This is a genomic window from Pseudomonas saudimassiliensis (assembly GCF_000939975.1).
Lineage (GTDB): Bacteria > Pseudomonadota > Gammaproteobacteria > Pseudomonadales > Pseudomonadaceae > Halopseudomonas > Halopseudomonas saudimassiliensis.
Window position 1 is genome coordinate 1570552 of the sequence record NZ_LK391969.1, and the last position, 20560, is coordinate 1591111.

22 protein-coding genes are annotated in these 20560 nt (G+C 62.6%); 18 read left to right on the forward strand and 4 right to left on the reverse strand.

Annotated features, from left to right (window positions below):
• The first annotated feature begins 5 nt into the window (after positions 1-5).
• The 3 genes from VG99_RS07235 to pgaD all read left to right on the forward strand — a co-directional run bounded on the left by VG99_RS07235 (position 6) and on the right by pgaD (position 3605).
• Positions 6-614, forward strand: coding sequence for a response regulator (locus VG99_RS07235; protein ID WP_044499076.1), 609 nt, complete (start codon positions 6-8; stop codon positions 612-614).
• Between the two features lie 86 nt (positions 615-700).
• Positions 701-2470, forward strand: coding sequence for an ATP-binding response regulator (locus VG99_RS07240; protein WP_082050085.1), 1770 nt, complete (start codon positions 701-703; stop codon positions 2468-2470).
• 691 nt (positions 2471-3161) lie between these two features.
• Positions 3162-3605: a poly-beta-1,6-N-acetyl-D-glucosamine biosynthesis protein PgaD gene (gene pgaD, locus VG99_RS07245; protein ID WP_044499078.1), complete on the forward strand. Its 444-nt coding sequence runs from the start codon at positions 3162-3164 to the stop codon at positions 3603-3605.
• A gap of 19 nt (positions 3606-3624) precedes the next feature.
• Here the strand turns inward: pgaD and VG99_RS07250 are convergent, their stop codons facing one another.
• Complete coding sequence (locus tag VG99_RS07250) at positions 3625-4368, reverse strand: SIR2 family NAD-dependent protein deacylase (RefSeq protein WP_044499079.1); 744 nt, start codon at positions 4366-4368, stop codon at positions 3625-3627.
• Between the two features lie 144 nt (positions 4369-4512).
• Between VG99_RS07250 and VG99_RS07255 the strand changes: the two genes are divergently transcribed.
• From VG99_RS07255 to VG99_RS07270, 4 genes are all read left to right on the forward strand, one after another.
• Positions 4513-5319 (forward strand): class I SAM-dependent methyltransferase, encoded by an 807-nt coding sequence (locus VG99_RS07255; RefSeq protein WP_044499081.1) that lies wholly within the window; start codon positions 4513-4515, stop codon positions 5317-5319.
• 160 nt (positions 5320-5479) lie between these two features.
• Complete coding sequence (gene modA / locus VG99_RS07260) at positions 5480-6223, forward strand: molybdate ABC transporter substrate-binding protein (protein WP_044499082.1); 744 nt, start codon at positions 5480-5482, stop codon at positions 6221-6223.
• A 5-nt stretch (positions 6224-6228) separates the two neighbouring features.
• Positions 6229-6906 (forward strand): molybdate ABC transporter permease subunit, encoded by a 678-nt coding sequence (gene modB / locus VG99_RS07265; protein ID WP_044499084.1) that lies wholly within the window; start codon positions 6229-6231, stop codon positions 6904-6906.
• Positions 6903-7580, forward strand: coding sequence for a sulfate/molybdate ABC transporter ATP-binding protein (locus VG99_RS07270; RefSeq protein WP_044499086.1), 678 nt, complete (start codon positions 6903-6905; stop codon positions 7578-7580). The genes modB and VG99_RS07270 overlap by 4 nt, the downstream gene beginning before the upstream one ends.
• On the opposite strand, the gene VG99_RS07275 is transcribed toward VG99_RS07270, so the two are convergent.
• From VG99_RS07275 to moaA, 3 genes are read right to left on the reverse strand one after another with little or no spacing between them, the layout of a single operon-like run.
• Positions 7569-8768, reverse strand: a complete 1200-nt coding sequence (locus tag VG99_RS07275) for a molybdopterin molybdotransferase MoeA (protein WP_044499088.1) — start codon at positions 8766-8768, stop codon at positions 7569-7571. The two genes, VG99_RS07270 and VG99_RS07275, sit on opposite strands and share 12 nt — an antisense overlap.
• A 2-nt stretch (positions 8769-8770) precedes the next feature.
• Positions 8771-9307 (reverse strand): molybdenum cofactor biosynthesis protein B, encoded by a 537-nt coding sequence (moaB, locus tag VG99_RS07280; RefSeq protein ID WP_044499090.1) that lies wholly within the window; start codon positions 9305-9307, stop codon positions 8771-8773.
• 24 nt (positions 9308-9331) lie between these two features.
• The gene (moaA, locus tag VG99_RS07285) at positions 9332-10324 is read right to left on the reverse strand and encodes a GTP 3',8-cyclase MoaA (protein WP_044499092.1); all 993 of its coding nucleotides are present in this window, start codon (positions 10322-10324) and stop codon (positions 9332-9334) included.
• 177 nt (positions 10325-10501) lie between these two features.
• On the opposite strand from moaA, the gene mobA reads away from it, so the two are divergent.
• From mobA to VG99_RS07340, 11 genes are all read left to right on the forward strand, one after another.
• Positions 10502-11101, forward strand: a complete 600-nt coding sequence (mobA, locus tag VG99_RS07290) for a molybdenum cofactor guanylyltransferase MobA (RefSeq protein WP_044499093.1) — start codon at positions 10502-10504, stop codon at positions 11099-11101.
• 2 nt (positions 11102-11103) lie between these two features.
• Positions 11104-11577: a cyclic pyranopterin monophosphate synthase MoaC gene (gene moaC / locus VG99_RS07295; RefSeq protein ID WP_044499095.1), complete on the forward strand. Its 474-nt coding sequence runs from the start codon at positions 11104-11106 to the stop codon at positions 11575-11577.
• 12 nt (positions 11578-11589) lie between these two features.
• Positions 11590-11838, forward strand: a complete 249-nt coding sequence (locus tag VG99_RS07300) for a MoaD/ThiS family protein (RefSeq protein WP_044499097.1) — start codon at positions 11590-11592, stop codon at positions 11836-11838.
• Positions 11839-11844: 6 nt separating this feature from the next.
• Entirely contained in the window at positions 11845-12312 is a 468-nt protein-coding gene (locus tag VG99_RS07305; protein ID WP_044501509.1) for a molybdenum cofactor biosynthesis protein MoaE, read from the forward strand.
• Positions 12309-13541, forward strand: a complete 1233-nt coding sequence (locus VG99_RS07310) for a molybdopterin molybdotransferase MoeA (protein WP_044499099.1) — start codon at positions 12309-12311, stop codon at positions 13539-13541. Before VG99_RS07305 ends, VG99_RS07310 begins: the two co-directional genes overlap by 4 nt.
• A gap of 107 nt (positions 13542-13648) precedes the next feature.
• Positions 13649-13972: a c-type cytochrome gene (locus tag VG99_RS07315; RefSeq protein WP_044499100.1), complete on the forward strand. Its 324-nt coding sequence runs from the start codon at positions 13649-13651 to the stop codon at positions 13970-13972.
• A 112-nt stretch (positions 13973-14084) separates the two neighbouring features.
• Positions 14085-16862, forward strand: a complete 2778-nt coding sequence (gene clrA / locus VG99_RS07320; RefSeq protein WP_204216697.1) for a chlorate reductase subunit alpha — start codon at positions 14085-14087, stop codon at positions 16860-16862.
• A gap of 12 nt (positions 16863-16874) precedes the next feature.
• Positions 16875-17855 (forward strand): chlorate reductase subunit beta, encoded by a 981-nt coding sequence (clrB, locus tag VG99_RS07325; protein WP_044499102.1) that lies wholly within the window; start codon positions 16875-16877, stop codon positions 17853-17855.
• Positions 17856-17869: 14 nt separating this feature from the next.
• On the forward strand, positions 17870-18610 hold the full coding sequence (locus VG99_RS07330) for a molecular chaperone TorD family protein (protein WP_052508731.1): 741 nt from the start codon (positions 17870-17872) through the stop codon (positions 18608-18610).
• Positions 18611-18656: 46 nt separating this feature from the next.
• Positions 18657-19439, forward strand: coding sequence for an ethylbenzene dehydrogenase-related protein (locus tag VG99_RS07335; RefSeq protein ID WP_044499104.1), 783 nt, complete (start codon positions 18657-18659; stop codon positions 19437-19439).
• 28 nt (positions 19440-19467) lie between these two features.
• On the forward strand, positions 19468-20547 hold the full coding sequence (locus tag VG99_RS07340; RefSeq protein WP_044499107.1) for an Mrp/NBP35 family ATP-binding protein: 1080 nt from the start codon (positions 19468-19470) through the stop codon (positions 20545-20547).
• Positions 20548-20560 lie beyond the last annotated feature (13 nt).

The window sequence follows — 20560 nt, forward strand, 5'->3', positions numbered from 1 at the left end:
CCAGCATGCCGTTACGCTTACTATTAATAGATGACCATGCATTGTTCCGTTCCGGGATAGGCATGGTGCTGTCTGCTGGTCTGGGAGCAATAGATATTTCCGAGGCCGCCTCCATTGAACAGGCACTCCACTCCCCGGAAGACGAAGTTGAGCTGATTCTGCTTGATGTGCAGCTTCAGGGGTTGAATGGCCTGGATGGTATTGCTTCTCTGAAGCGTCGCTGGCCCACAGCCAGGATTGTAATGGTATCTGCAGTACAGGATGGGCAGGTGATACGCAACGCCTTCAAGCGCGGGGCGGATGGGTTCATCTGCAAGGCAGAAGCTCCAGCACGCATGTTGGAGCTGGTCTCACAAGCCCTGCTGGGTGAGCAGTTACCGGGGCATGATGACCTCTCCGACGATGCGCTTGATACATCGCCCAAGCTGACGCCCAGGCAGTACGAGGTACTCGATCTGCTCTGTCAAGGGTTGTCCAACAAGATGATCGGGCGCCGCCTGAATCTCTCTGAAAACACCGTGCGCGGCCATGTGCAGGCGACCCTGGCGGCGCTGCAGGTATCCAGCCGCTCCGAAGCAGCCTTTGTCGCACGCCGCCGGGGACTGGTCAGCTGAGTACAGACACCGTGGCGATTCAGCGAACCAGCACCGATCGGGCCCGCGACATCCGTGTTGAGCAGGTTCGTCTGGTATTTCGCAACATGCGATCGTCGCTATACCTGGGCAGCGCACTGGCCTTCCTGCTGACATTGATCCTGCTCGAGCCGGAAAACCAGACCATCCTGCTCGGCTGGCTGGCAGCGGTGGTGGCCAGTCGCATCCTCTGCGTCAGTTACGCCAGTATCGCGCTCAAACGGGGCATCGACGCGGATAATACCGACCAGCACATTCGCCATATGTGCCTTATCAAGATCCTCGAGGGCGCCGCCTGGGGATCGCTGGTATGGATCGTTATCGGCCAGGCCAGTCTCGCAGAACAGTTGCTGACCCTCGCCTCCCTCGCGGGCGTCAGCGGCAATGCCGTTTCACTGCTGGCCCCGGTGTTTCCGTTCTACCTGAGCATGCAGCTCTCGCAATTGGCGAGTATGTCCAGCAAGTTGCTGATCATGGACGATCGATCTTTCGTGGTCCTGGCAATGGGTTGCACGCTCTATCTGGTGGGTCAGGTAGGCCAGGCGCTGATGGCCCAGCGCGCCTCCCGGGAAACCCTGATGCTGCGTTTCGAGAATCTGGAGTTGATCGAGCGGCTCCAGATTGAGAGCGAGCGCGCCGAAAGCGCCCGCGGCAGGGCAGAAGAAGCAAATCTGGCCAAGTCCAAGTTCCTTGCCGCAGCCAGCCACGATCTACGCCAGCCGGTGCACGCCCAGGAACTCTTTCTGGAGGTGCTGGCACGCAGTGAACTGTCCCCCGTGCAAAGCAAGATACTGAGCAATGCGCGCGCCGCCAGCCAGGCATCAGCGCAGATGCTCAATACTCTGCTGGACTTCTCGCGCATCGAGGCCGGCGTCGTGGAACCCCAGCGCAAGGCGTTTCGCCTGCAGCCGCTGTTGCACAAGTTGGAAAACGAGCTGGGTAGCCTGGCAGATGCCAAGAACCTCGTGTATCGCTGCCGCGAAACGGCATTTGCCGTCGATTCTGACCCCAGCCTGCTGGAGTTGATGCTCCGCAACCTGATTACCAATGCGATCCGTTACACCCATACCGGAGGGTTGCTGATCGGCTGCCGCAAACGCGGGGCGCAGGTGCAGATCGAGATCGTCGATACCGGGATCGGCATCGCCCCGGACCAGACCCGGGCAATCTTTCGCGAGTTTCACCAGCTGGGCAATCCCGAGCGTGATCGCCTCAAAGGTCTCGGCCTGGGCCTGGCCATTACCGAAGGCCTGGCCAACTCCCTCGGCCACCGCATCAGCCTGATCTCCCAAGTTGGGCGCGGCAGCACCTTTCGCCTACATGTACCACTGGCCCAGGGCATGCTGATCGAGGAAGTCTTCAAACCCTCGCCCGATACCTCCCCACTCTACTCGAAGCGCCTGCAAGGGCTGCGCGTGCTGATCGTGGAGGATGACATGATTGTCCGTCAGGGCATGATCGATCTGCTGGAGAACTGGGGCTGCGAATGCCGTACTGCTGAGTCCATCAGCGAGGCGGAAGAACAGGTAACCACCTGGTCCGTGCAGGCGCTGATCAGTGACTACCGGCTCCGCGAGAACCAGACGGGAGCCCAGGTGATCAGCCACGTACGCGAGGTCCTGGGCCGCCCGGTGCCCGCGTTGATCATCACCGGGGATACCGCACCGGCGCGCCTGCGCGACGCACGCAGTAGTGGCATCCCGCTGCTGCACAAACCCGTATCTCCATCGCAGTTATATCGATCGCTGATCAGTATTGTCGAAGCATCCTCAACACCACCCGCCAGCGAGCAGCTGGAACCGACCGGGACTACCGCGTCACCCGAGAACCGCGCCTAACGAGCATGGGCCGTCGGCTCCATCACAGTATTGACTTCAGGCGGTCAATCCCCCTGCCGCAGATGGACTGCGCACCCCAGCTAAAAAACGCAACCTGCCCTTGCTTCAATCTCATATCGCCTTGAACTTGGTACGCGCTCCAGCATGTCGCTTCGCCATCTTTTTTTGCAGGCCGCAAATTAGGTGCTAAGATGCCGGAGCGTCAACAACGTGACACACCCGCAATATCCGACCATATATTGACGCAACACATATTCAGGCCATCGTCAGCCACCTGATGTGTGCGCGCCACCTAGGGCCGCGTTATTGCAAGGAAGCAGTGATAGTCCCCGCCGCTGTGCGGAGTCTATTGAATCAGTCGCAAAAGTTGTATAAGCGAAACGCAGGCTCACATGAATCACATATATATGCCCGACAGGGTTTGTTGGAATATCTTTCGTTCGGCTTGCCTGACGCTGAGCCTGCTGCTGCATGTTCTCCCCGCCACGGCATCCCCTGCGGATTACGATAACCTTGTACTCAAGGCCAGGGCCGGAGATACCGCCCCCCTGTTGCACTGGTTGGGTCAGAACCGCAGCAGACTGGGCTCTGACTAGCACGCCGACTGGTTGCAGGTGGCGAATTGGGCAGATGACGACCGCCAGGTTGTAGCTGTCTGGGAAGAGCTGCCCGCCAGCGCCCGCAACGCTGAATGAGTCACCTGATAGTCACCCAACGCAAGCTATTGCCCAGACTGCTGGATACCCTGCTCACCCTGTTCGCCTGGGCCGGCTTTGGCTGGCTGATCTACCAGGGCCTGATCAACGTGTTGCAGGTTCAGCCCGACGCTGGACCAAGACCGCTGAATCTCAGCATCAATACCATCAGCATGTATGCACTGATTGCGACGGCCAACGGCCTGCTGCTGATCCTGTGGGCCCAGTACAACCGGTATCGCTTTTCCGTGGAGCGGCGCACGCGCCGGGGCGAGTTGTCCAATGACGCGTTGGCGAGCCTGCTGGGGGTAGCCGCCACGAGCCTGCAACAGATGCAGGAGACCCGCAGCATTGTTGTCAGCCATGATGGTGACGGCAATATCAGCAATGTGCAGGCGCGCTACCCCAGGAGCTCATCCGCCTCCGTCCGTCACGCTTGATGCGGGATAGCCGGGCGCGCTACCCCAGCAACTCGGCCAACACCTCCCCCGCCGGCCCGACCAGGCTGTGCTCACGCTCGGCCGCCACCGGCACCGGTTCGGTATTCACATGCACCACCGTCGCCCCACCCTCCCACGCCAACTGGGGAATCTGCGCCGCCGGGTAGACCAGTCCCGAGGTGCCCACCACCAGCACCAGATCCGCTGATTGCGCAGCCGCTACCGCCCGCTGCCAAGCGTCCTCCGGCAGCGCCTCGCCGAACCAGACCACCCCTGGCCGCAGCATCCCACCACAGTGACCGCAGCTGGGGGGCGTAATGGCTGCGCCGTCCAGCGGTACCTCGTCGACCGGGACCTGGGCCGGTTTTTCACAGTCGAAGCAGCGGGTCGTCAGCAAGCTGCCATGCAGATGGATCACCGCGTCGCTGCCGGCCCGCTCGTGCAGGTCATCCACATTCTGGGTCACTACCGTGACCTTCGGCACCCGCTGCGCCAGCGCGGCAATCGCCCGGTGGGCCGCATTCGGTTCGCGACTCAGCAGCTGTTGTCGCCGCCATTGGTACCAGCCCCATACCCGGGCGGGGTCGGCGATGAAGCCCTCCGGCGTCGCCAACTGCTGGGGATCGTTATTCGCCCAGAGACCGGTCAGGGCGTCGCGGAAGGTAGCAATTCCGCTTTCCGCGGAGACGCCCGCACCGGTGAAAACCAGGATGTGACCGGCCTTCTCGACAAGGTCATGCAGGGTGTCTGGTCGGGCTGCCATAAGATGCTCCAATAGTCAGTGATGCCTATCGACACCGTCCTGCACTGCTCCGGCAATGTCAACGGCAGGGGCCATGAGCCGCCAGTCTGGCTGGTATGATGGCTCACATAAACCCGCTCCACCCTCACCCACTGGCGAGTTGAGATGATTAAGTCGATTGATTTTGCGCAGTTATATCGCCAGCATCTGGCGCGCAGTGGCCGCCTGTTCAAGACGCCAGATGACTGGGACCGCAAGGCCGCGAGCATGCGCACCAGCGTGCTGGACAGTCCCTACCGCACCGACTTTGTCCGCCGGGTGCAGTGCGCAGCGGATGATACCGTGCTGGATGTGGGTTGCGGCCCCGGCACCATCGGCCTGGCGCTGGCACCCCAGGTAAGACAGGTCTACGGTCTCGATTACAGCCAGGGCATGCTTGATGCCCTGCTACAGAATGCCAAGGAGCTGCGGCTGGACAATGTCCAACCGGTGCTGGCGTCCTGGGACGACGACTGGAGCGCTGTGCCGGTCTGCGATATTGCGGTTGTGTCGCGGGCCAGCATCGTGGCGGACATGGCGGATGCGCTGGACAAGCTCAACCGGCATGCCCGCAAGAAGGTCTATCTGACTCAGCTCGTCGGCGGGCGCTTTGACAGCCGCGAAATAGCCGAGCTTCTGGGTCGGGAAGACCGCAGCTTTCCCGATCACATGTACATCATCAATCTGCTGTACCAGCGCAATATCCATCCGACCCTGGATTACATTGAATCGCCCAGCCGCCTGGCCGGCAGCGCCAGCCTTGAACAGCTGACCGAGAAGGTACGGGCCAGCTTCGGTGAGCTGAGTGCCGAAGAGCAGGAAAAACTCACCGCCTGGTATCAGCGCGACCCGGCATATGCGCAGCAGGGTGGCGAGCCGACACGCTGGGCCTTCATGAGCTGGACACCGCCTGCCCATCAATCGGCTGGATGATCATCGCCAGGCGGATTGCCCCCGGGATATTAGTGCCGGCAGGACAGCTCAGGCGAAGCGGGGCTCCCGCTGGGGTATACTCTTCCTCCTGTCGACCGCGCCTGGCGACCTCCAACCAAGGGCCTATTCATGGCGAAACTGTCTCACGCCGGGAGCCACTATGCGTAAAAGCCTGCTTGCCGCCCTGCTCCTCTGGTGGGTGCCGCTAGTCCATGCCGATGACATTACTGTCTCCGCCGCAGCCAGCCTGACCAACGCATTCAGGGAGATCGCCGGGGCGTTTGAGCAGGCCCACCCCGAGCACCGGGTACGGCTCAATTTCGCCGGTTCCGGCATCCTGCTGCAGCAGCTCGCCCGTGGGGCGCCTGTAGACGTCTTTGCCAGCGCCGACCAGCTCAGCATGGATCAGGCCGAACAGCAGAAGCTGGTGGATGCAGACAGCCGTCGCGACTTCGTCAGCAACGAACTGGTGTTGATCACGCCGCTCGCCGGCGCGGTCATTCAGTCGCTCGATGACCTGCGCCGACCCGAATTCACCCGGATTGCCGTGAGCAATCCGGATAGCGTACCGGCTGGTCGTTACAGCCGCGACGCCCTGGCCGGCCTGCAGCTGTGGCAGCCGCTGCACGACAAGTTTATCCGCACCCAGAACGTACGCCAGACGCTGGACTACGTGGCCCGCAACGAGGTGGATGCCGGCTTTGTCTACGCCACCGATGCGGCGCTGATGCCCGACAAGGTCCGCATGCAACTGCACGTGCCGACACCGCAGCCGATCCGCTATCCGGTCGCGGTGACTACCGACGGCGCGGATAAACCGGCCAGCGCGCTGTTCATGCAGTTTCTGCTCGACGGGCCCGGACAGCACATTCTGTCCGGCTACGGCTTCGGCCCGGCGAACTGAGTGTGATGGATAACGTCTGGGTTCCGCTGCTGCTGTCCCTCAAGGTGGCCGGCTGGGCGACCGCAATCAATCTGGTGCTGGGCATTGCCACCGGCTTCTTCCTGGCCCGCACGCGCTTTCCGGGCCGCAACCTCCTCGACAGCCTGCTGACCCTGCCCATGGTCATGCCGCCAACCGTGCTCGGCTATTACCTGCTGGTACTGACCGGCCGCAACAGCGCCTTGGGCAACTGGCTGCATGACACCTTCGGCATCAACCTGATCTTCACCTGGCAAGGTGCGGTATTGGCCAGTTCGGTAGTCGCTTTCCCGCTGGTATTCAAACCGGCCCGCGCCGCTTTCGAGGAGGTCAATCCACAACTGGAACAGGCTGGCCGTGTACTCGGCCAGAGCGAGCTGGCGGTGTTCTTCCGTATTACTCTGCCCCTGGCCTGGCGCGGCATTCTGGCCGGACTGTTGCTGGCCTTTGCCCGGGCGCTGGGTGAGTTCGGCGCCACCCTGATGATCGCCGGCAGTATTCCCGGGCAGACCCAGACGCTGTCGATTGCCGTTTACGAGGCAGTGCAGGCCGGCCAGGATCATACTGCCAACCTGCTGGTCGCCATCACTTCCCTGGTGTGCATCAGCGTGCTGCTCAGCGCCACCTGGCTATCGCGCGGACACGGCCGGAGCCGCCAGGCATGATCGAACTGCGACTGGACAAGACGCTGATTTCGCCCACGCGGCGCTTCCACTTGCAACTGGCCTTCAGCAGCGATGCCCAACGATTGCTGATCTATGGCCCATCCGGCTCCGGCAAGAGCCTGCTTTTACAATCTCTGGCAGGTCTGCAGACCCCGGACGCAGGATTGATCAAGATTGCCGGGCGCACCCTGTTCGACTCGGAACGCGCCATCAATGTGCCCGCCCGGCAGCGGCAGCTGGGGTTTCTATTTCAGGACTATGCGTTGTTTCCACACCTCAACGCCCGGCAGAATATTGCGTTCAGTCTGCGCCGCGGCGTGCTTAATCCGCGGCGCGGCATTCGCGATCAGCGAATAGATGACTGGTTGCAACGGTTCTCGCTGACGGACGTCCAGCACCTGTACCCACACCAACTATCCGGCGGCCAGCGCCAGCGCACGGCATTGGCTAGGGCGTTGATAACCGAGCCGCAGGCCCTGCTGCTGGATGAGCCCTTCAGCGCACTGGATCCGGCGCTGCGTCAGCATATGCGTCGGCAGCTGGCTGACCTGCAGAGTCAGCTGGGCATCCCCATGATCATCATCAGCCACGACCCGCAGGATCTGGCGTTCTTCGACGCCGCAGTGCTGCAGGTCGAGGCCGGGCGCCTCAAGGGCGCCGCGTCAGCCGAGTAGTTCGGAGAAGGGATAGAAGGTCAGCAGGTCGCCCGGCTGGCAGGTGGTATTTTCCGGAATCTCCAGCAGCCCATCCGCCCAAGCGGCACTGCTGAGAATGCCGGAACACTGGTTGTCATACTGCTGCGCCCGGCCGTGGCGCCAGCCGACCCGCATGAACTCCCGGCGCGTACCGGGCTGGGTAACGGCGAAATCCACCGGCACTGGAAAGCCCTTCGGTGCCACCGCCTGCATGCCCATCCGGCGCAGGATGTAGGGGCGTGACAACAGCGCAAAGGTCACCAGCGTGGACACCGGATTGCCCGGCAGCCCCATGAAGGGCGTGCCCCGATAGGTGCCGAAGGTCATCGGCTTGCCCGGCTTCAGCGCCAGCTTCCAAAAGCCCACCTCGCCCTCTTCACGCAACAGTTGCCCCAGATAATCCGCCTCGCCGACCGACACCCCGCCCGAGCTGAGCAGCAGGTCGACACCGTCCAGCGTCGACAGGCGTGCGCGAATCGCTTCCAGGTTATCCGGCAGACAGCCCAGGTCCAACACTTCACAGCCCAGCCGTTGCAACCATTGCTGCAGCAGTACGCGGTTGCTGTTGTAGATCTGCCCCGGCTGCAGCGGTTGGCCCGGCTCGACCAGCTCATCCCCGGTGGACAGCACCGCGACCCGCAGCGGCCGGTAGACCTCCACCTCGGTCACACCCAGCGAAGCAGCCATGGCCAGCTCTATCGGCCCAAGCCGCACGCCGGCAGCCAGCTTCTGCTCGCCGGGTTGTGCTTCCCCGCCGGCCGGACGGATAAAGCGACCGGCACTGACCGCCTGACCGAAGCGTGCCCGGCCATCCTCCTGAGGCTCGACGTTCTCCTGCATTTCCACGGCGTCCGCGCCCTCAGGCAGCGGCGCACCGGTGAAGATCCGGGCGCAGGTGCCGGCTTGCAGCGGCGGGGGCATCTGCCCGGCGAAGATCTTCTGGCTGACCGGCAACGGCTGGCCCGGTATGACCTCGGCGCTGCGCACCGCGTAACCATCCATGGCGCTGTTGGGCCAGGGCGGCAGGGTGTGCCGGGCGATGAGCGGCTGAGCCAGGATGCGACCGGCGGCCGCGTGGGTGGCAACAGTCTCGGTCTCGCGCAGCTGCCGCTGATCAGCCTGATCAAGCAGTTGGCGCAGCGCCCGATCAAGCGGTAACAGCGCCATATTCAGCCCCGGCCACCGCAGTCAGCCACCGCAGCCAGGTGCGGAACCATGTTGCAGGGCCCCTGACGGGAATCCATCTGCTTCTGCAGAATCCCTTCCCAGGCGGTACGGCAAGCACCGGTGGAACCGGGCACGCAGCACACCAGGGTACGGTTGGACAGGCCGGCAAAGGCCCGGGATTGAATGGTGGAGGTGCCGATATCCTCGTAGGAAATCTGCCGGAACAATTCCCCAAAACCCTCAATGGTGCGATCCAGCAAACAGCTGATCGCCTCTGGCGTGCTGTCACGGTCGGTAAAACCGGTACCACCCGTGGTCAGCACTACCTGCACGCTGTCATCGGCGATCCACTGCGCCACCTGTGCACGCACCTGGTAAAGGTTGTCCTGCAGGATCTTGCGCTCCACGACCCGGTGGCCTTCAGCTTCCAATTGATCCACCAGGTACTGCCCGGAGGTATCGGTCTCCAGGGTACGAGTATCGCTGATGGTCAATACGGCGACATTAAGGGGCACGAAAACCGCGGTGGTGTGGCTCATTGCTGTTCCTTTGGAAAAAGATGGTTAACCGCCACTGGCATTCATGAAGCGCAGTATCTGCACTTCGCCATCGGCGCTGAAATCATGACGTTCGGGCTTGTATTGCAGGGCTGCCCGGACTGCCTCGAGCACGGGCTGGTTATCGAGCGGGTAGCGGCGCAACAGGGCGCGCATGTCCAGATCATGCTCATTGCCCAGGCACAGCAGCAGCTTGCCCTCGGCAGTCAGCCGCACCCGGTTGCAGGTGCTGCAGAAATTGTTACTGTGCGGAGAAATAAAACCAACCCGGGTGTGCGGATGGTCCTGCAAATGCACGTAGCGCGCCGGTCCACCCGTATTGTCGCTGCTCGGCAGCAACCGGTACTCCTGCGCCAGCAGATCACGCACCTGATCACTGCTGAACAGGGACTGTTCACGGCTACGACCGACATGGCCCAGCGGCATTTCCTCAATAAAGGTGATATCCAGCCCCCGGCTGACCACAAAGTCGGTCAGGCGCAGGATTTCATCCTCGTTGCGGCCATTGATGACCACAGCGTTGATCTTGACCGACTCGAAGCCCGCTTCACGGGCTGCCTCAATACCGTCCAGCACCCGTTGCAGTTCACCGACCCGGGTCATCTCGCGAAAACGCTCGGGGCACAGGGTGTCCAGGCTGATATTCAGGCGCTTGACGCCAGCCTCGGCCAGCGGTTTGGCGAAGCGGGTCAGCTGCGAACCGTTGGTGGTCATTACCAGTTCACGCAGGCCCGGCAGGGCGCTGATGCTCTCGCAGAGCCCAACGATCCCCTTGCGCACCAGCGGCTCGCCGCCGGTCAGGCGAATCTTGGTCACCCCGTTGGCAACAAACAGCTGGGCACAGCGTAAGAGCTCCTCCAGCGTCAGTATCTGCTGGCGCGGCAGGAAGGTCATGTTCTCCGACATGCAGTAGATACAGCGAAAGTCGCAGCGATCTGTCACTGACATGCGGACATAGTCGATCGCGCGACCATAGCCATCGACCCAGGTAGAGGTCATACCAGAACTCCCGTGGGGGATTTGAGTTGCAGCGTAAGCCGGGCTGCACAGATAGGACGAGTCTACACGCTATGTATTGCTGACGAGGTGACCTCGATCAACAACGCGCCCATTCAATTGTGCCACACTAGCATCCATCGCGAGTCTACACCGCCCCTCACACAGGTATCTTCGAGCATGTCCGGCACACCCATGTCCACCTCGCCCCCTCCCAGCAGTATCCTGCTGCTGGCCGGAGGCCGCGGCCAGCGCATGGGCGGGCAGGACAAGGGCTGGGTGCGCTGGGGCGAGCATGCACTGATTGAGCATGTGCAGCGTGTGGCCCGGCCGCTGACCGATGACCTGATCATCTCCTGCAATCGTAACCACCAGCGCTACCGGCCACTGGCCGACCAGATGATCAGCGACCCCGGCGACGATTTTCCCGGACCCCTCATCGGTATTATCGAAGCACTCGGGATCGCCCGGCACCCTTACCTGCTGATCCTGCCCTGTGATGCCCCCCGGCTGGACGCCAGCATCCTGCAGCACCTGCAGCAACACGCTGGCACGCGCCCGGTCATGCTACGCCAGGGCAGTTATTGGCAACCCCTGTTCAGTCTGCTGCCCACCGCCGCGCTGCCCTATCTGCAGCAGCAGTGGCAGGCCGGGCAGCGCAGCGTCCAGCGTGCCCTGCTCGGGCTGGAGCCCATCGCGCTGGACTATCCGAGCGATGACCCGCGGCTGGCCAATTTCAACGAACTTACACTGCTGGCCCAGACGCCAGCACAGGATTAGACATGCTTACCCACCTCGACAATCAGGGCCGCGCCAATATGGTCGATGTCACGGCCAAGGCCGTCACCGAGCGCCAGGCCACCGCCCAGGCACGGGTCCAGATGCAACCGCAGACCCTGGCAATGATCCAGGACGGCGGCCACCCCAAGGGGGACGTATTTGCCGTCGCGCGCATCGCCGGCATCCAGGCCGCCAAACGCACCCATGAGTTGATCCCGCTGTGTCATCCGCTGCTGCTGACCAGCATCAAGGTGCAGCTTGAGGCCCAACCGCCGGAGCATGTGCTGATCACTGCCACCTGCAAGCTGGCCGGTCAGACCGGCGTGGAAATGGAAGCCCTGACCGCCGCTTCGATCGCTGCCCTGACCCTGTATGACATGTGCAAGGCCGTGGACAAGGACATGCAGATTCAGCAGGTTCACCTTGTAGAAAAGCTCGGCGGCAAATCCGGCCATTATGTACGCACCCAGGACTGACAGGAGCCAGCAATGATCACCGTCTTGTTTTTCGCCAAGTACAAGGAAGAACTGCAGACCGACCAGCTGCAACTCGACTGGCAGCCGCAGTGGCAATCCCTGCGCGACATCCGTGACCACCTGGCCCAGCGCGGCGCGCCTTGGACCATCCTCGAGGATCCGAAACTGATGTGCGCGTTGAACGAGGAAATGTGCTCGCTGAGCACCCCGGTCAAGGCCGGCGACGAGGTGGTGTTCTTCCCCATGGTCACCGGAGGTTAGATCTTGATCAGCATCCAGGTGCAGACCGCTCCCTTCGACCCGGGCCAGGTGACCAACAGCGTGCATGCCGGCGATCCGGCCATCGGCGCGCTGGTGTGTTTCACCGGCTATGTGCGTGATTTCAACCAGCAGCAGACGGTCACGGGGCTGTTTCTCGAGCACTTTCCCGGCATGACCGAAAAGTCCCTGCGGCGCATTGCCGAGGAAGCGACCGAGCGCTGGGCGCTGCAACGGGTCCATGTGCTGCACCGCGTCGGCCAGCTGGGCCTGGCCGAGCCCATCGTGTTCGTCGCCGCCGCCAGCAGGCACCGCGAGGATGCCTTCCAGGCCTGCGCCTTCATCATGGATTATCTGAAAACCCGTGCGCCCTTCTGGAAGAAGGAACAGACCAGCACCGGTAATCACTGGGTGGAGGGCAAGGACAGTGATCTGGACGCCGCCCACCGCTGGTCACAGGATCAGGAGACGCCATGAGTTCTGTATGTGAGCAGCCCGGCCTGCACAGCATTGAGCAGGCCACCGCGGCGCTGGTTCAGCTGTTGGCCCGCCCGACCCAATCGCACCGACTGCCGCTGCATCGGGCCGCCGGTCAGGTACTGGCCGGCGATGTGTACGCCCGCCATGACGTTCCGCTATGGGACAACAGCGCCATGGACGGCTACGCCTTGAACACCGCCGATCTGCCTGCAACAGGCGGACGCCTGCCATTGGCCGGCTGCCAGGCCGCCGGCGATGCGATTCGCTCGCTGCCCGCCGGGCATTGCCTGCAGATTTTCACCGGCGCGGCACTGCCGCCCGGGGCCAACTGCGTGGTCCCCCAGGAAGACTGCCAGCCGGATGCCGGCGGGGTTACCTTCGGTTCAGTGCGTACCGGGCAGAATATCCGCCGGCAGGGTGAAGAAAGCCGCAGCGGCCAGTTGTTGCTGAGCAAGGGCACCCGACTGCGCGCCCAGGAAGTCGGTCTGCTGGCCAGCCAGGGCTACGCCGAGGTAGAGGTCACCCGTGCCCTGCGCATTGGCATCATCAGCAGCGGTAACGAACTGCGCGACCCCGGCTCGCCGCTCGAGCCCGGGCAGATCTTCGACAGCAACGGTCATCTGCTCGCCAGCCTCCTGCAGGGCTGGGGGCTTGAGGTACACCAGTATCCACGGCTGCGGGACGACCTCACCGACACCCTGCAACTGCTGACCCGCGCCGCCGCCGAGCAGGACATCCTGATCAGCAGCGGGGGCGTCTCGGTGGGCGAAGCGGACTACCTGAAGACGGCCGTTGGGCAGCTCGGCAGGATCAACCTGTGGCGCGTCGCCATTCAGCCGGGCAAACCGCTGGCCTTCGGCATGGTCGGCAGCATTCCCTGGATAGGCCTGCCCGGCAACCCGGGCGCCAGCCTCATCACCACGCTCATCATCGCCCGGCCCGCGCTGCTGGCGGCCCAGGGCCAGGCCCACACGAGTGCCCAGGTGCTCCCGGTGACCGCCGATTTCCAATGGCAGAAAACCAGTACCCGCACCCGCTACCTGCAGGCGCGATTGCAGGCCTGTGACGGCCGCTTGACTGCACAGTTGCATCCCCAGCAGAGCTCCGCCATGCTGGCAAACTGCTGCTGGGCAGACGGCATGGTGGTCATTCCTGCACAACACTCCATCCAGCAGGGCGACTCGGTGCCATTCATCACTTATCAGGCACTACTATCCGCTCATTGACATGGGTCAACGGTCGGCATTGCCAAGCTGGGTACACTGACTGCATCTGGTTCACCTGCGTGAAAATACATAAGGCATGGACGCCACTGCTTGAAGAGGAATAATCCATGTTTCGTTTGCTCCTGAACACCTCGGCCGCTGCGCTGCTGAGTGGCCTGGCTTTTGCCGGTCTGGCCAATGCCGCTGGCGATGCCGCCGCCGGTGCGCAGAAAATCGTTACCTGCGCCGCCTGCCATGGTACTGACGGCCGCGCTGCCGCCGATATCTACCCCAGCCTGAACGGGCAATCCGCTACTTACCTCGACATGGCCCTCAAGGCCTACCGCGCCGGTGAGCGCAACGGCGGCATGGCCATGGTCATGACCCCCCAGGCCGCCAACCTCAGCGATCAGGACATCGCAGATATTGCGGCGTACTACAGCCAGCAATAACCCCCTTGAGCTGCGCTGAGCGCCTCGGGCGTTCAGGCAGCAATACATCAGGCGTTTTGCACAGTGCTTTGGCGGCGTGGCCGTCGGGAGCACTCGTGGTGAGGAGAAAGTTATGGGTCTCGGTTTGTGGAAGGTCAAACGGCGCGATGTGCTCAAGGGCCTCGGCCTCGCTGGCGCTGGCACCATGCTCAGCGGCAACGTCTGGTCGCTCAATCGGCTGGAACCGATCGGCGATACGCTGGCAACTGAATATCCCTACCGCAGTTGGGAAGATCTCTACCGCAACGAGTGGACCTGGGACAGCGTCGGTCACGCCGCGCACTGCATCAACTGCATGGGTAACTGCGCGTGGAACGTCTATGTGAAGGACGGCATCGTCATCCGCGAAGAGCAGATCGCCAAGTATCCCCAGGTCAACCCCAATGTGCCGGATGCCAACCCCCGCGGTTGTCAGAAGGGTGCCATTCACTCCACCGCCATGTATGAAGCCGACCGCCTGCGCTATCCGCTCAAGCGGGCCGGTGAGCGCGGCGAGGGCAAGTGGCAACGCATTTCCTGGGATCAGGCCACCGAAGAGATTGCCGACAAGGTGATTGATATCTTCGAGAAGTACGGCCCGGGCAAACTCAAGACCCACCAGGGCTCAGGCAACCAGACCATGGTGCGCCAGTCGGGTGGGCAGCGTTTTGCCTCTTTGGTCGGCGGCATCCAGCTGGACGGTTTTACCGTGGTTGGTGACCTGCTCACCGGTGCGCATCTGACCTACGGTACGCCGCTGGAGAGCTTCACTTCAGACGCCTGGTTCGATGCCGATTACATCCTGCTCGGCATGATCAACCCCAACGCCACGCGGATTCCCGATGCGCACTATATCTGGGAAGCCAAGTACAACGGCGCGCGCATCACCAGCACCTCGCCCGACTACAACCCCAGCGCCATCCACACCGACCTGTGGATGCCGATCAATCAGGGCTCCGATCCTTTCTTCGCCATGTCACTGGTCAATGTGATCCTCGAAGAGAACCTCTATCAGCCGGCGTTCATGAAAGAACAGAGCGACCTGCCGATGCTGGTGCGCAAGGACAACGGCAAACTGCTGCGCGAGGCCGATCTGGTCGAAGGCGGCAGTGACGAGGTGTTCTACCACTGGGACCTGAACAGCAACCAGGCCGTCAAGGCCAAGGGCTCCATGGGCAGTGACGAGAAGAGCATCAGCCTCGACGGCGTTGATCCGGCGCTGGAAGGTGAATTCACCGTCGAAGGCATCAAGGTCACCACCGTGTTCGAACAGGTGAAGCTCGAGGCGGCCAAGTTCACCCCGGAAAAAACCTTCAAAACCACCAATATCCACCCGGACGTGGTGCGTCAGGAAGCCCGGCACCTGGCCAAGGCGAAAAAAGCCATTGTCATGCTCGGCTACATCACCTCCAGCTACTCCAACTGTCTGTACACCTGCTGGAGCTACGCCCTGGCGCTGGCCCTGACCGGCCACGGCGGCCGTACCGGTGGGCTGGATACTTCGTGGATTTCCTGGAACCACCCGCGCTGGACCGAGCTGGCCACCTATGAAGGCAAGAAGTCCGCGCGCTACGAGCCGGGCGGTCTGGGCGAGTTCCTGCGTGGCGGCATGATGGAAGGCGCCCGCAAGCATTTCAATAATGCCAAGCTGAAGAAGCGTGTGGGTTTTGACCTGGACGAGATGGAAGAAATGATCCAGGAGTCGCTGGACAAGGGCTGGATGCCCTATTACGGCGAGATCAAGGGCATGATCTCGATCGCCGACAACACCTTCCGCCGCAACAAGTTTGCCGACAAGTACCGCGAGGAACACCTGCGCCAGGCCAGCGAACTGTTTGCCTGCATCAACGTGCGCATGGACTCCACCGCCGAGTGGGCCGACTACGTGCTGCCGGCGGCCAGTCACTACGAGGCATGGGATCTGCGTACCCAGGGCTATCACCGCTTCTGTAACGTGTTCACCCCCTCGGTGAACCCGGTCGGTGATTCCAAGCCGGACTGGGAAATCCTGGTGCTGCTGACCAAAAAGATCCAGGAGCGCGCCATTGCCCGCGGCATCGGCCCGATCGAAGATGGCGAGGTCACTCGTGACCTGCATACCATCCACGACGATTTCACCCGCAACGGCAAATTCATGACCGACGAGGATGTGTGCCGTTACATCGTGGAGAACTCGCCGGAGTTCGGTGACATCACTCTGGAACAAGCCGCCGAGCGGGGTTTCATTGTCATGAACGAGCATGCCGGCGTGAACCAGCCACTGCTCAAGGACGAACCCTACAACCCCTTTGTCGCGCAGACCGAAGACAAGAAGCCCTACGAAACCCTGACCGGGCGTCTGACCTTCTATGTCGACCATCCGCGCTTCATGAAGCTCAAGTCCACGGTGCCCACCGCCCGCCTGTATGGCGGTCCGGAAGCGTCGAATTATCCGCTGCATTTCTATTCACCGCACACCCGCTGGGGCATCCACTCCAACTGGCGCAGCAACAAGTACATGCTGCGGCTGCAGCGCGGCGAGCCGAATATCTATATCAACCCCAAACTGGCCGCCAAGCGCGGTATCAAGGACGGCGACACGGTACGGCTGTTCAACTCCACCGGTGATTTCTTTGCCCAGGCCAAGTTCTACCCGAGCATTCCTGAGCACTCGATCATGATGGAACACGGCTGGGAGCCGCATCAGTACATTCATCGCAAGCCGATGAACAACGCCATGGCCACCTTCCTGCAACCGCTGGAACTGGTCGGCGACTGGGGCCACCTGACCTACAAGTACGCCATGTGGAACGCCAACCAGCTGCTGCACGAATCGAGTTTCGACATCGAGCTGGCCAAACCCGAAGATATCGCCGACCCGCGGGTTGTTTAAGAGGAGATTGCCATGGCTGTCAAACGCCAACTGAGCATGGTGCTGGACCTGAACAAGTGTATCGGCTGCCATACCTGCTCCACAGCCTGCAAGCTGATGTGGACCAACCGCAACGGCCGGGAATTCATGTACTGGAACAACGTGGAAAGCCAGCCCGGACTGGGCTACCCACGCGATTACCAGAATATGGGCGGCGGCTTCGATGCCGAGGGCGCACTGCGCCTGGGTCGCCAGCCCAGCCAGGACGATTACGGAGTGCCGTGGGAATACAACTATCAGGAAGCCCTGATGACCGGCACCGACCCCTGGCTGCGCCCCAACGTCAAACCGACCTGGGGCGCCAACTGGGACGAGGACCAGGGTGAGGGGCAGTACCCCAACAGCTACTATTTCTACCTGCCACGGCTGTGCAACCACTGCGACAACCCCGCCTGCCTGGCGGCCTGCTCGCGCAACGCCATCTACAAGCGCCAGGAAGACGGCATCGTGCTGGTGGACCAGGAACGCTGCCGCGGCTATCGCTACTGCGTCAACGCCTGCCCGTACAAGAAGATCTACTTCAACGAGGAAATTTCCAAGTCGGAGAAGTGCATCTTCTGCTATCCGCGCATCGAGAAAGGCCTGCCCACCGCCTGCGCCCAGCAGTGTGTCGGACGGATCCGCTGGATCGGCTACCGCGACGACGAGGAAGGCCCCATCCACCTGCTGGTGGAGAAGTACAAGGTGGCGCTGCCGCTGCACGGTGAGTGGGGCACCCAGCCCAACGTGTTCTATGTGCCGCCGACCTCGCCGTCAAAGTACGCCTCTGATGGCCGGGCGATGGATGAGCAGCGCATCCCGCTGGAGTATCTGGAAAGCCTGTTCGGACCGACCACCAGCGAGGCGCTGGCAACATTGGAGCGCGAACGCCAGGAGAAGGCCGAAGGCCGCGCCAGCGAGCTGATGGACACACTGATCGGCTTCAAGCATGCCGAGATGTTCAAGCTCAGCTGAGAACGGAGAGACGCATGACTGCAACCGCACCCACTGCGCCCACACCGGTCGAGATCGACCGGCTGGGGGCGCAGGAGACCATTTACCGGCTGGCCGCCGTGCTGTTTGCCTACCCGCTGGAGGAAACCCAGCAGGCGCTGGAGGAAGGTCGGATACACGCCGCCCTTGCCCCAGCGTGGCAGACCGCCACCGGTGGAACCTGGCCGCAACTGCCGGCCAGCGCTGACCTGGACACCCTCCAGACCGGGTTCACCGGCACCTTTCTGCAGGCACGGCGGAAAATGCAGGTGCCACTCACGGCCAGCGCCCACGAAGAGCTGCTCGGCGGCGAGACACCGGGCAGCTATCTGCTTAACATACTGGCCTTCTATCGCCACTTTGGTCTGCAGACCGCACAGGCCGACGAAGGCCTGGCCGAGGAGCCGGATCACCTGGTCGCCATGCTCGAGTTCTGCTGCCTGCTGTGCTTTCTGGAGCGCCGGGCACTGATCCACGAACAGGACACCGGCCCCTATCAGCGCGCCCGGCGGGACTTCATTGCCCGCTATCTGGCGCCACTGCTGGAGGCGATCAAGACGCGCTACGCCAAGAACCGGAACAAGAACCTGGATGCCACACTGGCCCATCTGGTCGAGGTGTTGCCCGGCTGGGTGCTCGATCAGCAGGCAGCGCTGTCAGCCCAGGTCGGCCCCTGTCCGCTGCCCGGCGCCGTCCGGATCCAGTCCGACACCGATTCACATCCGATGTGGGATTGACCACGCCGGTTCTCGGGGGCTGACGCCCCCTGTGAGGAGATTTGCCATGAAACTGAAAACCATGCTGCGCAGCTCCCTGGCCCTGCTGGTCGGCACCGCCGGTATTGCCCTGGCCGAGCACCCGGAAGCCAACCCCAACGTGCTGGAAATCAAGCCCGGGGACACCATCAAGGTGGCCCGCCTGCCCGACAATATCTACCTGCGTAGCCAGAACGACCCTGACGACCTGATCTGGCAGCGTATCCCGACCTACCGTACCCAGGTGTTCCCGGCGCCGCCGGTGCACCAATCGGTCGCGCTGCGCTTTGACGAGGGCGCCATGCGCGGCAAGCACCTGTACTTCCAGGTGGCACGCACCAGCGAACGCTTCTATGTGCGCCTGCACTGGAAGGACCAAACAGAAGACCGTACCAGCGAAGTTGACGCCTTCGGCGATGGCGTTGCGGTACAGTACGCGCTGAACGGCGCCGACACCTCCTACATGATGGGCAGCGGGCCGGAAAAGCCGGTCAACATCTGGTACTGGCGCGCCGACAAGGACGCACCGGAAAACCTTGCCGCCGGCGGCTTCGGCAGCACCACACTGCTGCCCGAACAGAGCGTATCCGGTGACGGCCTTTATGTATCCGAGCAGATTGCCCTGGACAACGAATGGCAGGTGGTGATGTCCCGCCCGCTGGAGCCCGCCGGTGACCATGAAGTCAGTTTCAAGCAAGGCATGGTGCCCATGTCCTTCGCTGTATGGCAGGGAAGCGACCACGAGCGCAACGGTAACAAGCGCGTCACCCATACCTGGATTCTGCTGGATACCGACGACAGCAAGGGCTGAAGACGATTGCAGCAGAGGAGTGAGTAACATGTCGGTTTCCCAATTCAATCCCCATGATCCGCTGGCGCTGGCGCCTGCGGACTGTGATCGGGGTCACGCCTGCCAGTTCTGCCCGGAGGAGCCCGAATGCCGGCTCGACAAGGGCCACCATGAGAAGGAAGTGCTGGAGTCGCGGCTCAACCGGATCGATCAGATCATCATGGTCATGGCCAACAAGGGTGGCGTCGGCAAGAGCACGGTGTCGGCCAACCTGGCCGCCGGGCTGGCGGCCCAGGGCTACCGGGTCGGCGTTGCCGATGCGGATATCCACGGTCCCAACCAGAGCCGCTTCTTCGGCTTTGTCGGCGAACGCGTGCGCATCAGCAAGCGCGGTCTGTCGCCACTGGCCTTCAGTGCCCCGGCACTGGCGCACCCCATCCAGGTCGGCTCGCTGGCGTTCATGATGGAAAGTGACGACGCTCCCATCGTCTGGCGTGATTCCTACAAGCACGACTTCATGCATCACCTGATCGGCTCCTTCGACTGGGGGCAGCTGGATTTTCTGATCATCGACATGCCGCCGGGTACCGGCAACGAGCTGATCACCCTGTCCGACCTGCTGGAAGGCCAGGACGTGGCGGCGATGCTGGTCACCACCCCCCAGGAAGTGGCACTGATGGACAGCCTCAAGGCCGTACGTTTCTGCCAGGAGCGCGGCATGCCCTTGCTCGGCGTGGTGGAGAACATGGCCGGGGTCACCTGCCCGCACTGCGGTGGTGAGTTCCACCTGTTCCCCCGTGGCCACCTGGCCGAAGCGCTGGACAAGGCCGGTGTCAGCTCGCTGGCCCAGGTGCCCTTCTCGCCGGCGTTGGCCAGCGGTTCGGACAGCGGCCAACCGATCGTGCTCGAGGCCCCGGACAGTGTCGAAGCCAGCGCCTTCAAGCTTGCGGTAGCCGCCTGCGTCAATCAGGCCAAGGCCAATTTTGCTGCTGCCGCCGCCGATTCGCTCAAGGCCATGAACCAGGATGCCCAACAGGCACCCGAGCTGGAACAGGCGTTGGCAGCCGTGCCTGCGGAGCAGCGCGACGCCCTGCGCCGCGAGTTGGCTGCCCTGCTCAACCAGCAGTAAATGCCGCCACCGA